The organism is Acidilobus aceticus, from assembly GCF_055392325.1.
The window spans coordinates 1,262,041-1,273,836 of record NZ_AP042407.1; the positions used below are offsets into that span (position 1 = coordinate 1,262,041).

An 11,796-nucleotide genomic window follows, 5' to 3' on the forward strand; every position below is an offset into this window, starting at 1 on the left:
CTTCACATTTTAAAAGCCCTTGCAAGGCTAAAGCTGTGAAAGAGTAGGTGGCTATGGCTTACTCAGAGCTGGAGCCTCTGCTGATGTCTGTGGCGGTGGGGGCGATAGTCGGCCTCGTCAACGAGTATAGAAAGATAACTGGTTCAAGGATATTCCTGGGGCTGAGGACCTCCATTTTCACTTCAATGTTGGGCTACGTTTTTGCTCTGCTCTATGAGAAGGCCGGTTACCTGCTCCTGGGGGTCGCCTTCATTTCTATTACGGTGATAGCGGCCACAATATACGTGGAGAGGGCCAGGGCCACAAGAAGCCTTGGAGCGACTACTTACGTCAGCATGTTCCTCGTGTTCGCCTCAGGGATATTAGTAGGCATGGGCATGTACCTTCAGGGCACTGTAATATCAGTGCTCGTGGCCGTGCTTAGCTTCTACAAGACCCAGCTCCTTAATGCTATATCAAGGATTAGGCGCGAGGAGCTGCTGGCGCTCCTGAACCTCCTGGTGATATCACTAGTCATACTGCCGCTGCTGCCAGACAAGTTCATAGGGCCCCTCGGCATCTTCAACCCATACGAGTTCTGGTTCACTGTGGTGGTCGTTGCCATAATATTCTTCGCCCAGTACGTGACCCTGAGGGTCTCTAAGAGGGGGCTCCTGGCGTTTACAATAATAGGCGGCCTCATATCAAGCACTACCGTGACGCTCAGCCTTATACAGCTAAGCAACGAGAGGCGGGAGGCTTCGAGGTCGCTCGCCCTAAATACATTGCTCTCTAACGTGCCTCTCGCGCTCATACAGGTGCTGGCAGCTATATACTTCACAACTTACTCGGCGCAGCTCGCAGCCATAGTTGCTGTCCCGACCATGCTCATAGCTTTAGTTTTAACCCTTCTTGGAGCGATTAAATTCAAGGAGCTGAGCCCAACTAACATAGAGCCTCCCTCGACGCCGCTCCCGATACTGAGGATAGTGGAGTTTGCCGTGCTCCTCTTCATAATAACTTCAGTCGCCAAGGCCATAGGCGTCCTCTTCCCAAGCCTGTTACCTATTACAATATTTGTAAGCGCCCTCGGGAACGCCCTTGGAGCTGTAATAGCTGTCGGAATCCTTTACAACCGTTCTATAATAACCTTAAAGGTGGCGGCCCAGCTGGCGCTGCTCTCGCTGACCGCTGGAGTGATAGAGAAGGCCTTCCTCTCACTGCTATCGTCCAGCTGGAGCTACAGGAGGCTGGTGATAGCGGGCTCTGCGGCCCTGGGGGCCTTCACGGCAGTCCTTATGTATCTCCTTGACGTTGCGTAAAGGCCTTCCGGTAGCCCAAGGCCCTCTCCGCTTGGGGGTAAACTACATCGGGGTATTACTAAGGCTTCCCTATATAATAGTTTCAAGCGGCGCGGCTGCCTTACTTGGAAATATAGGGCTTAGTTTCTAGAGAAGTATCGAGGAGACCGAAAGTGTCAGAGGCTAATGCGAGTCAGGCAGTTAAAAAGCCCAAGGACATAACGGAGCTGCCCGGCGTGGGGCCTACCACTGCAGAGAAGCTTGTGGAGAGCGGATACGCCACCATCGAGGCCATAGCGGTGGCGACGCCGCAGGAGATAGCTCAGGCCACAGGAATACCGCTGCAGACGGCCCAGAAGATAGTGGATTCCGCGAGGCAGGCGCTCGAGATACACTTCAAGACGGCCCTCGAGCTCAAGAAGGAGAGGATGAGCGTAAGGAAGATAACCACCGGCAGCAAGGCGCTTGACGACCTCTTGGGCGGAGGCATAGAGACTAAGCAGATAACCGAGTTCTTCGGGGAGTTCGGCACTGGCAAGACTCAGATTTGCCACCAGCTCTCCGTAAACGTCCAGCTGCCTGAGGACAAGGGAGGCCTCAACGGAAAGGCCGTGTACATAGACACCGAGGGAACTTTCAGGTGGGAGAGGATAGAGCAGATGGCCAGAGGCCTCGGCCTCGACCCTGACAAGGTCATGGACAATATATACTGGATAAGGGCTATAAACAGCCACCACCAGATGGCGATAGTTGACCAGCTGTTTGACATGCTAGATAAGGACAACATTAGGCTAGTGGTGGTCGACTCGCTGACGAGCCACTTCAGGGCCGAGTTCCCAGGGAGGGAGAACCTGGCCGCAAGGCAGCAGCTGCTCAACAGGCACCTACACCAGCTCATGAGGCTCGCCGAGGTCTACGACGTGGCTGTAGTTGTCACTAACCAGGTAATGGCTAGGCCTGACGTGTTCTACGGAGACCCCACGGCGGCCGTTGGAGGCAACGTAGTCGCCCACGCTCCTGGCATAAGGGTTCAGCTCAAGAAGAGCAGGAACAACAAGAGGATAGCCAGGATAGTCGACGCGCCTCACCTGCCGGAGGGCGAGACCGTATTTGCAATAACAGAGTATGGCGTACGCGACGCTGAGGAGGAGTGACCTTTTGGAGTGGTCCTCCCTCTCACTCTCGCTCCTGCCCTGGGCCCTGGCTGCTATTGTGTCCCTGCCTCCCGCCGTGCTTGACTTCCTGTACAGGTCGGTGCCAGAGCACCTATGGTATATAGGAGGTAAGGTCGTGGCGGTGATCTCGTTCCTGATATATCTTAAGATTTACCCTTTAAGGCTTCTTTCCATGTTCTACCTTGAATCTCTGGTGGCGCCTGCAGCCGTAGGGGCCTCGGTGGCGATGGGCCTCATGGGGGCAGGCGACCTCTGGGCATCCCTAGCCATCTCTTTAATGCTGCCAGCGCCTCCGCTGGGAAGCCTCATGCCCCCTTCGCTGCTGGTGATCCTCTTGGCGGCAACTATGGAGCTTGCGTCAAGGCCTCTTGTCACGGCTGTTACGGCAGCTAAGCTGGGCTTAAGGGCGAGAGGCCTCAGCATGTCAGTGCCCTGTGACATGGCCCACAGGGTCAGGTGGTGGTTCCCAGAGGGCGCCTCGGCTGTTAAGGAGGTGCCCTCGGAGTCCATATCAAGGGCGTGCCAGGGAGGCGGCGAAGTTCGCCTGCAGGTAGGAATGCCATTCGTTACATTCATTTTAATTGCCCTGCCCCTGGCCCTAGTCCTGGAGCTTACGTTGTTCAGGGTGCCTTAGATGGACTGGCCCAAGTCGTGGTATAGCATACTGTGGGCTCCCTGGAGAATGACCTACATCTCAACCATAGCTGGAAAGTCTGAGGGGTGCTTCCTCTGCGAGGCACCAAGGAACCCGGACGAGAGAAGCGCCCTGGTCCTCTTCAAGGGTAAGTACTCATTCATAATACTTAACAAGTACCCCTATAACACGGGCCACCTGATGATAGCTCCCTACAGGCACGTGGCTTCAGTTGAGGACCTCACGGAGGATGAGATGAGGGAGATAGGCCTGCTGCTTAAAGCCTCGGTCGAGGCTATCAGGGCCGTTTACAGGCCTGAGGGGTTCAACATAGGCATAAACATAGGGGACGTGGCGGGCGCCGGGGTGCCAGGCCACATACACGTGCACGTGGTGCCCAGGTGGAAGGGGGACGCTAATTACATAACAGTAGTCGGAGGCACCAAGGTCATCTCGCAGGCCCTGGAGGACACCTATGATAAGCTCAGACCCGAGGTGCAGAAGGCGGCGAGGAAGTATGGAGTTACAGCCGAGGACTGACAGGAGGATAGTTATAATAACTCATAATGACCTAGACGGCGCGGCCGCCGCGGCCTCTTACCTCAGGATAGTAGGGGTTAAGCCGCAGGACGCTGTGGTACTGTTCGCAGAGCCCTATAATGTTGATCAGGTTATAGACCGTCTAACGCCTTACCTTGAGCCGCACACCACCGTGGCCTTCATGGACATAGGCTTTAACTCCCAGTCAACCCCCAGGGCTATAGACAGGCTTAGGTCAGCCGCCGTCAAGGACCTTGAGGTGGAGTGGTACGACCACCACGTCTGGGCCGAGGAGGACGTTAACGCTGTGCAGAAGCTGGGGGCAAGGCTTTTCGTTGACAGGAGCACGTGCGGCGCCGGGGTAGTCATAAGGTACGCCTCTAAGCTTTATGGCGTCGAGGTAGACGACTTCATGAATAGGCTTGAGAAGGCCGTATGTGCAGCAGACCTATGGAGGTGGGACGACCCCCTGGCCCCTAAGCTCTTCAGGGCCTCAACATCGCCCCCTGACACCCGTAATGGCCAGTGGAAGGAGAAGCTGGTGGAGAAGTTCTTCAACGGAGTTTTATGGGATGACGAGCTTCAGGCCAGACTTGAAGGCTACTTGAAGGAGGAACTGGCAAACTCGTCAGCAGAGCTAAAGAACAGCTATTCCGCCAGCAGCAACGGGTGCGTCATTGCATCTGTGGTGAGGGACTCGGACCTGCCGTCAGACAGCATACTTGGATCAATGCTCGTTTCAAGAGCTCATGCAAACGCCGCCGCACTGATTAAGAGGAAGGGCTTTAGGAGGGTCTCACTTTCATTAAGGAGCAGGGGAGGCGCTAACGTCCAGGTAATTGCAAGGCGCCTCGGAGGCGGCGGCCACCCGAGGGCTTCAGGGGCCTCAATTATCCTGCCCCTTCACGTGGCGCTGCTGGGCATGATAAGCAGGAAATACATAGCCAAATACGTGTCTCAGAGGCTCCTGGAAGTTGCTATGGCAACCGGGGCCTGCAAGTCAACAGCGGATGCGGGCGGCCAGGGCAACTCCATGTAATTACTGCTGGGGAGAACCTTCCTTCTTCTCCTCGGCAGGCTGAGCCTGTACTTGTTGTCCCTGTGAGGCCTGCGCCTCCTGAGTTCCGCCTGCGGCTGCTGGCTGCGCCTCCTGTGTGGCAGCCGCCTGCTGGGCCTTGGCCTTCTCCTCCTTGGCCTTCCTCCTCTCCTCAGCCCTCCTCTTCTTGGCCTCCGCTATCTCCTGATCTACGTCAACTACCTTCTTGCAGTTGAGCTTTGAGAGCACATCATTGAGCTGCGAGGGGTCGACCTTATAGGTGTACAGGTACCTCTTGGTCCTTACCTTTATCTTTGCCTTGCCGTCCCTCGTTACCCTCTTAACCCTGCACTCAAGCGCCTTCTGCGCCACCTTAACGAGGTCATCAACGCTTAACAGCTCTACTGGCACATAGCATCACCAGCGGCTCTGTACAAGGAATGGTTATAAAAGCTCTCCCTCTGCGCGGATGCATAGATAATGCCGTCACTTTGCCGCTAATGCTTTAGTTTCAGCCACGCCACCCTTCCCGGAGAGCTCCAGTATCCTCATTATAGGAACCATGCTCTGCCCAAGTATGCAGAGGCCCCACATGGCATTTATGAGCGGTGGGAACACGTTATAGAGCGCGTAAATCATGCCCGTTAGGCCCCCGATGCTGAGCCTTCCTGACCTGACCTGTTGAACGCCAACAAATGCCATCAGCGCTGGGAGGCCATACCCATAGAGCAGCGAGAGCGACCAGAACACCCTGTCATAGTGTACCTGTTTTACCATGCCGTGCTGCCACTTAGTGATAGAGCCCAGGACCTCGCTCTCAGGCGACTCGCCCCGCAGCAGGGTCTCGATCCTGTGTATCATGTCACTGTAGTACTTCCTCTCAACGCTTCTGGCCCTCTCGACCCCAGCAAGGTAAGGCTCCAGTATGGCCAGGGAGAGGGGCATAGCGGCTACCGTGAGCGCGCCTATGAAGGGCGACAGCTCCCACACAGTGACCGCCGCGGTGGCGGCTGTAAGCAGGTTAGGGACGAACGTGGTATACATGCCTCCCACGTTCCACATCACAAAGTCAACGTCATTTGCAACTCTTCCTACTACGTCTGAGGGGTCACCGGACTTCCTGAGGCCATTGACTAGCCTCAGCTTTATCTCGGAGATACCCTTAACTATCGACACCCAGAAGGGCCTGTAGAGCCACTCCGTGGCCCCATAGATAGCTGCAGCCAGTGCCATCATAAACAGGGCCCTTCTAAGCCCAAGGCCGTCACCCCTCTGAAGGTAGTTTACAAGGTTAGTTATAGAGAGCGGCACAAGGTAGCCTGAGGCGTATGCTCTGAGAATGAAGGCTGCCATAGCCGCAATAAAGCCTATGCTTATCTCCCGCTTCATGAGGTAGGCCCTGTAAAACTTGGCTGTAAGGGACAGCATCTTGGCGCTCCTCAGCAAGCTAACGGCCCCAGCTTGACGGATAGCTGAGAGTTTAAAAGGCACTGAGTTGACAAGGAAGTTCATTAGTTGGGGCGCGGTTACTCCTCAAACGTCTTAAACTTAAGTATGTTAAACCTGACCTTTTCGCCTTCCTTTAGCCTCTGGTTGGAGTAGCCCCTAACTTCGTAGTCTCCAAGCTCTATGTGGACTAGGTACCTGCCCATTATGAACTCCACAGCGTCAACTACACCTTCGTAGGGGCCCTGGCCTATGATTACGTCATCAGCCCTAACGCCTATCGTCCCCTTGAGGCCAAGCACGGAGCCGTCAATTATGGCCATGGGCGGGTCTCCAACAAATGCTGCCACGTATTTGTTAGCAGGATCGTAGTATAGCTCCTCTGGCGTGCCCACCTGAAGTATCCTTCCCTCCATCATTATCGCCATCCTGTCAGCCTCGGCCATGGCTTCTATCTGATCGTGCGTGACGTATATGGTGGTTATCTTCTCCCTCCTCTGCAGGTCCTTTATGAACCTTCTTGCTGATATCCTCTGCGGCGCGTCTATGTTGCTCAGGGGCTCGTCCAGGAGGAGCACCCTGGGCCTTCTGACCAGGGCCCTGGCCAGGGCGACCCTCTGCTGCTGCCCTCCGGAGAGCTGCGAGGGGTAGCGGTCAAGCAGGTCCCTTATGCCGAGCTCTTCAGCCATATCAATGGCGCGCTTGCGGGCGTCCGGCTCACCCTCTATGGGCATCATTATGTTCTCAAGGACAGTCTTATGAGGGTACAGAACGTAGTTCTGGAAGAGCATGGAGACGGACCTCCTGCCTGGGGGCAGGTTTGTGACATCAATATTATCTATGTATATTTTTCCTGAGTCGACCTTCTCAAGGCCTGCTATGCACCTGAGCAGGGTGGTCTTTCCTGACCCGGAGTATCCCAGTATCACAAAAAGCTCTCCGTCGTGGACATCAAGGTCTATGCCGTTTAGCACTCTGTGCTTTCCGAAGCTCTTAACTAGGCCCCTTATTGAAAGCCCCAAGTAGCAGTACCCTGCCTCCTGTGGACCCTTAACTTTAATTCCTTATCACGTGTCAGCCTCGGCCCTAGTTTAAGCCGAGGATCTTCAGAAGCGCCGGCCCCGGCTTGGAGGGGGCTGCGAGGCCTTTCGGACCTCACGGCCCCCTCCAACGTGGCCTGCTTAACTTCCGGGTTCGAGATGAGTCCGGGTGTTGCCAGGCCACTATGGCCGGGCCGGCAGGCTTACAGTTTCCAGAATGGGGTAAATAAGCGTTTCCTTACGGTAGTGGCGGCCTGAAGATCTTTTAACCAGAAGCCTAGGCCTTTGTCGCTTTAAAGCCAAAGAGCGCCATTTCAGCCGCTGTTTACAACCTCCACGTGGGCGCGCCTGGCGGCCTCAAGGAACTCGTCATAGGTGAGGGGAAGCCATGACCTCAGCTGTTCATAGAGATCATTGTTCACCCTGTTTGTGCCCTTGTCGTTGGAGTACTTCACTATCTCCCTGTAGGCCCTAGCTATTCTGTCCTTCTTGCTCATAGTTGTTATTATGGCCTTCTCTATGTCGCCGCCGTAGAGGTAGCGGCTCTTGAGGAGGACCTCTACTATCCTGTTTATTCTCTCAGGAACCCCTATTACAGAGCCCTTGAGCTCTATCCTCCTTGGCACGCCCCACGGCACAAGGCTGTCCAGCATTCTGCTGAGGCCAGGCCTCGGTATCTTGTCCACGATGCCCCCTATCAGGAAGGCATCAGCGGTCATCACGTCGTCCGGCTTGAGGGGCGTAGAGGCGTCAGGCCTCAGTATTATGACCTTGTCGGCGTCGTATCCCCAAAGGACCTCGCTGGGCCTGGCGTTGACTATGGCCACCTTGTTGACGCCCATGACTTCATTTATCCACTTGGCGGTCTCTTCATCAGCTCCCGTTATTGACATGTGGGCGTCCCACAGGTACTCCCTTATCACTGAGAGCGTGACTCCCAGCTGAAGCCTGAGCTTAGAGAGTTCCTCGGGCGTGTGCAGGAACTTCATGCTGAGGTCTATCACGAAGAGGGGAAGTGGGGGCTGAGGCAGGTAGTCAAGGAGCGCTCTCCACGGGACGGTCTTCTCAGTGGGGGAGGGCTTCCTCACTATTACGGCATCAGCATTAACGTCTCCCTTGCCGTACACTATTGACTTGTTCTTGCCCTTCCACTCGGTCTCGTAAGCCTTCTTGCCCTTGAAGGTCTCCTCGCCGAGGAAGTACTCCCTTATCAGCATCTCAACCGCCGCGTACTGGAAGCCCAGCCTGTAGAGCCTGTCCCCCTCAAGCCACTCCCTTGACCCAAGCACGTCATAACCATAGGCGTCCATAAGCTTGAGGAGGGCCCCAGAAGGCCTTGACTCTAGGCTCTGCTGAACTTTATCGCTCGTCTCCAGCACCCCTATACCATGAAGTCCTCAAGTGTCCTCCTAGGGCTTTTAGCTTTCCTAACAAAAGCGTTGGTGCCCCTCAAGGTGCCCCAGGAGTACCTTATTATTGGTGGCCTGGCGCCGGAGGAGAGCACCTTCATGACCCAGCTCACGGTCAGCGGGTCCGAAGGGTAGCCGCTGCCCTCAACCCCATACATTGACCTGAGCACTTCTATCCTGCGGTCCCTTATTACCTTGGCAATTATGCTCGCCGCTGAGACTACTACATAGTTTGCGTCAGCCTTAGGCTCCACTACGAGCCTTCCCCTGAAGCCAAGCCTCTTAAGCTCCCCAGGAAGGATCCTGAGCTCGCCGAACTTGTCGATATAGATGGCCTTGACGAGCTCGGGCCTCAGCCTGCTGAGCAGGACCTTTAATCCTTTGAGCGCAGCCCTCTCCTCAAGCACGTTGACGTTCTCCCTGTCTATCTCGGCTGGCGGTATTGGAACTACAACGAACTCGCCAAGCCTCACTATAGACCTGTAGAGCGTCTCCCTCGAGTGGGGGGTTAACTGCTTGCTGTCCCTCACGCCCATATCTTTAAGGAGGCCCAGGTTCTCCTCCTTGGTTGCAAAGCACGCCAGCATCAGCTCTCCGACAAGGCTCCCCCTTCCAGCCTCGTCAACGCCTATTATCCAGCTCACGACGCCCTGCCTACGCTAACGGCTATAGCTCTGGGTAAAGCTTTATGCGTTGCCCTGCTGCGGGCTCTGCTCTTCGTTCATCTGCTGGTACCTCTGCTTCCACTCCTCAACTACGTCATAGCCATATACTTCCTTGAGCAGCTCCCTGCCCTCCTCGCTGACCATGTCAGGGCTCCAGGGCGGGTCAAAAGTCACGTCAATCTCTATGTCATCCTCGCTGATTCCAGGAACCCTGTCTAATATGGCCTGCTCAACGTAGCCTAGTATTGAGCCTGTTACGGGGCAGCCGACAGCCGTCAGCGTCATAAGTACCCTGACCTTGGGCTTCCCGTTCTCCTTGGTGGCCTCTATCTCATAGACTAGGCCAAGGTTGAATATATCAACAGGTATTTCCGGGTCATAGACCTCTTTGAGCGCGTCCTCAACGAGCTTTATCAGCTCTGGGTCGCCGCTCACCTTAAGCTTAGGTGGCCCTGCGCGGTTCTCAGCCAAGGCTTACCTCCTCATAGTAAGGTTCGCGGGAAAATTTATATAAAGCCGTTTAGACTCCGCTCAGCTCTCGCGGAGCACCTCGTCCCTGTAGAGCCAAAGTACTATGAGGTATGAGATCCAGGGGGCCGCCAACATTATAGCTGCGCCCAGGAAAAGGTAGGCCCTGCCAAGCCTGGGGCTCATGGCAACCAGAGCTCCCCCTGCGGCGGCTATAGAGAAGGTCAACACTAGCTTGTCACGAACAGCCCTCCTCACTAATCTTTCCGCCGAGCTTCTGCGCTCCAACTTTGACAGCCTCCAGGGCTGACATGGCCTTAGTCAGGGCCTCCTCCCTCGTGTTTCCCGAGGCCAGGACTTTTATCTCTAGGATGGGGTTCCCGACCTCCACCCCCTTGGGGTGGCTCTTTACGTAGCAGCCTGGGTTCTTCCTTTCAGCCTCCTCGACGAAGGGGGCGAGCGACGACTCGGGCACGCCAACTACCTTGAAGCCGCACTCCACCACCGACAGCTGCGGGGCTATAGCCTTAAGCCTTGGCATTACCTCCTCCTCAAATATCGCCTCCATCTCCTTGGGCACGCCGGGGAGTGAGACTATTATGGTGCTGCCGAGGTCAAGCCATGAGCCTGGGGCGGTCCCCGCTGAGTTCCTCAGCGCCACCGCCCCCTCGGGCATGTAGGCCATCTTCTCCCTCTCCTTAGTCATCTGCATGCCGCCCTGGCTGTACTTGGCTAAGACCATCTCGTAAGCCTCCTTGTTCAGCACAAGCCTGCGGTTAGTGGCCAGGGCCACGGCCTCCAGGGTCCTGTCATCATACGTTGGCCCGAGCCCCCCGGTGGTTATGACTAGCCTTACGCCATGTGACAGGGCCCTCCTTATTTCATCGCCTATCTGCTCGAGGTCGTCAGGGGTCACTATAATCCTCTCGACGCTGAACCCTAGGAAGGTCAGCTTTCTGGCAAGCCACGCGGCGTTGGTGTTCACTATCCTTCCTATCAATATCTCGTTGCCTATGGTCAGCAGCCACGCCTTGGGGCCCTGCTGTAGGGCCATATGCAAACCCTCATGCTAAGTGAGGTCCGAGGGAAAACAGCGTTGCGCTTCGGAAGTATTACTACGTGTGATACCCTTAGTGAGCCCTAGGAGTAAGTAAGTACCGGTGAGAAGGGGTGACCTTAGAGGCCCTGCAGTACGCTGTAAACTCCGTGTTTGGTCACTTTGGCGGGCTCCAGCTGAGCTCCGCGGGTAACGTGCTTGCCCTAGTAGGCATTGCAATGCTGCTCGCCATAATAGTAATAGGGGGAGTGGTGCTCATAGCCAGGGGCATAAAAGCAATAGGAAACCTGACGCCGGGCAAGTTCCTGGCGGTGCTCATAGGCCTTGCCGTGGCGTTCATAGTTGTTGGGGCGTTGGCGCCCTAGCGGCCCTGCTCTCCTCAGCAGCCGTGAGCATTCTTTTGAGGTGCTTGAGCCTGACGAAGTCCTCCCTTTCCCTCTCGTCAAGCACCATAGATATGAACTTTATGGCCCTCTCGTAGCTTGGTATTATGACGTAATCGAGCGAGTTGATGAGCCTCTGCGTCCTCTTCAGCTCCTCTATCAGCCTAGTTATGGTCTCCTCGTACTGGGCAAGCCTAAGTATTGCGGGCACCTCCTCCCTTAGCATAACGTAGCTTTCTACCAGGTCAGGCGAGGAGCCGGGAGGTATGGCGGGAGTCGCCACAGACGTAGGTATGAGCTGAAACACGGGAGCCCTTACCGTGAACATAACCGTAACCCCGGCCTTTATCCTGAGAGAGCTCTTCACGGAATCGGCGTAGGCCCACGTCCTCTGTATGCCCTCGGAGGCCTCACCCCTGTAGAACTCTGTGAACATCTCCTCAAGCCTGCTGTAGACCTCCTTCTGGTACCTGTTGTAGTCCTCCGCGACGCTCCTTATGTAGTGAAGCAGGACGTCCCTCTTCTCCTCGAGTACCCTCCTAATCCTCCTTATGGTGGCGTACTCCCTTCGCAGCCTTATCAAGTTTATCTTTGTTGGCAGCGTGCTCCTGACGTCTATGGCCAAGCCTCAGGCCCCAGTGTCTACGGGCTATGCTAGACTTT

Annotated in this window: 15 protein-coding genes and 1 rRNA gene; 6 read left to right on the forward strand and 10 right to left on the reverse strand. The window is 55.7% G+C overall.

Going from position 1 to position 11,796, the window contains the following annotated elements; genetic code table 11:
• Positions 1-53 precede the first annotated feature (53 nt).
• The 5 genes from ACZ5OO_RS06620 to ACZ5OO_RS06640 all read left to right on the forward strand — a co-directional run bounded on the left by ACZ5OO_RS06620 (position 54) and on the right by ACZ5OO_RS06640 (position 4,668).
• Complete coding sequence (locus tag ACZ5OO_RS06620) at positions 54-1,301, forward strand: MgtC/SapB family protein (protein ID WP_464078570.1); 1,248 nt, start codon at positions 54-56, stop codon at positions 1,299-1,301.
• Positions 1,302-1,453: 152 nt separating this feature from the next.
• Positions 1,454-2,434, forward strand: a complete 981-nt coding sequence (gene radA, locus ACZ5OO_RS06625) for a DNA repair and recombination protein RadA (RefSeq protein ID WP_013266389.1) — start codon at positions 1,454-1,456, stop codon at positions 2,432-2,434.
• A 4-nt stretch (positions 2,435-2,438) separates the two neighbouring features.
• Complete coding sequence (locus ACZ5OO_RS06630) at positions 2,439-3,089, forward strand: hypothetical protein (RefSeq protein WP_013266390.1); 651 nt, start codon at positions 2,439-2,441, stop codon at positions 3,087-3,089.
• Complete coding sequence (locus tag ACZ5OO_RS06635) at positions 3,090-3,629, forward strand: HIT family protein (protein ID WP_013266391.1); 540 nt, start codon at positions 3,090-3,092, stop codon at positions 3,627-3,629. It begins immediately after the preceding gene.
• Positions 3,607-4,668: a DHH family phosphoesterase gene (locus ACZ5OO_RS06640; RefSeq protein WP_013266392.1), complete on the forward strand. Its 1,062-nt coding sequence runs from the start codon at positions 3,607-3,609 to the stop codon at positions 4,666-4,668. Before ACZ5OO_RS06635 ends, ACZ5OO_RS06640 begins: the two co-directional genes overlap by 23 nt.
• Here the strand turns inward: ACZ5OO_RS06640 and ACZ5OO_RS06645 are convergent, their stop codons facing one another.
• The 9 genes from ACZ5OO_RS06645 to ACZ5OO_RS06685 form a co-directional block, all read right to left on the reverse strand.
• The gene (locus ACZ5OO_RS06645) at positions 4,669-5,076 is read right to left on the reverse strand and encodes a hypothetical protein (protein ID WP_013266393.1); all 408 of its coding nucleotides are present in this window, start codon (positions 5,074-5,076) and stop codon (positions 4,669-4,671) included.
• A gap of 75 nt (positions 5,077-5,151) precedes the next feature.
• Positions 5,152-6,111, reverse strand: a complete 960-nt coding sequence (locus ACZ5OO_RS06650) for an ABC transporter ATP-binding protein (protein ID WP_202965459.1) — start codon at positions 6,109-6,111, stop codon at positions 5,152-5,154.
• Between the two features lie 80 nt (positions 6,112-6,191).
• Entirely contained in the window at positions 6,192-7,133 is a 942-nt protein-coding gene (locus tag ACZ5OO_RS06655; RefSeq protein WP_013266395.1) for an ABC transporter ATP-binding protein, read from the reverse strand.
• 93 nt (positions 7,134-7,226) lie between these two features.
• Positions 7,227-7,348, reverse strand: a 5S ribosomal RNA gene (gene rrf, locus ACZ5OO_RS06660).
• Positions 7,349-7,465: 117 nt separating this feature from the next.
• Positions 7,466-8,530, reverse strand: coding sequence for a tRNA (guanine-N1)-methyltransferase (locus ACZ5OO_RS06665; protein WP_013266396.1), 1,065 nt, complete (start codon positions 8,528-8,530; stop codon positions 7,466-7,468).
• Positions 8,531-8,532: 2 nt separating this feature from the next.
• On the reverse strand, positions 8,533-9,204 hold the full coding sequence (gene rnhB / locus ACZ5OO_RS06670) for a ribonuclease HII (RefSeq protein ID WP_013266397.1): 672 nt from the start codon (positions 9,202-9,204) through the stop codon (positions 8,533-8,535).
• A gap of 42 nt (positions 9,205-9,246) precedes the next feature.
• A complete protein-coding gene (locus ACZ5OO_RS06675) occupies positions 9,247-9,696 on the reverse strand; it encodes a metal-sulfur cluster assembly factor (RefSeq protein WP_013266398.1) in 450 nt (149 codons plus the stop codon).
• A 60-nt stretch (positions 9,697-9,756) separates the two neighbouring features.
• Positions 9,757-9,951: a hypothetical protein gene (locus tag ACZ5OO_RS06680; protein ID WP_013266399.1), complete on the reverse strand. Its 195-nt coding sequence runs from the start codon at positions 9,949-9,951 to the stop codon at positions 9,757-9,759.
• Positions 9,932-10,747: a nicotinamide mononucleotide deamidase-related protein gene (locus ACZ5OO_RS06685; protein ID WP_013266400.1), complete on the reverse strand. Its 816-nt coding sequence runs from the start codon at positions 10,745-10,747 to the stop codon at positions 9,932-9,934. The genes ACZ5OO_RS06680 and ACZ5OO_RS06685 overlap by 20 nt, the downstream gene beginning before the upstream one ends.
• Positions 10,748-10,863: 116 nt before the next feature.
• Between ACZ5OO_RS06685 and ACZ5OO_RS06690 the strand changes: the two genes are divergently transcribed.
• On the forward strand, positions 10,864-11,115 hold the full coding sequence (locus ACZ5OO_RS06690) for a hypothetical protein (protein ID WP_013266401.1): 252 nt from the start codon (positions 10,864-10,866) through the stop codon (positions 11,113-11,115).
• Here ACZ5OO_RS06690 and ACZ5OO_RS06695 read toward each other — a convergent pair.
• Complete coding sequence (locus ACZ5OO_RS06695; RefSeq protein WP_013266402.1) at positions 11,087-11,758, reverse strand: V-type ATP synthase subunit D; 672 nt, start codon at positions 11,756-11,758, stop codon at positions 11,087-11,089. The two genes, ACZ5OO_RS06690 and ACZ5OO_RS06695, sit on opposite strands and share 29 nt — an antisense overlap.
• Positions 11,759-11,796: the final 38 nt, after the last annotated feature.

Coding starts and splice junctions, on each gene's coding strand:
- ACZ5OO_RS06620 (WP_464078570.1), top strand. CDS start 54: ATGGCTTACTCAGAGCTGGAGCCTCTGCTGATGTCTGTGGCGGTGGGG.
- ACZ5OO_RS06635 (WP_013266391.1), top strand. CDS start 3,090: ATGGACTGGCCCAAGTCGTGGTATAGCATACTGTGGGCTCCCTGGAGA.
- ACZ5OO_RS06640 (WP_013266392.1), top strand. CDS start 3,607: ATGGAGTTACAGCCGAGGACTGACAGGAGGATAGTTATAATAACTCAT.
- ACZ5OO_RS06685 (WP_013266400.1), bottom strand. CDS start 10,747: ATGGCCCTACAGCAGGGCCCCAAGGCGTGGCTGCTGACCATAGGCAAC.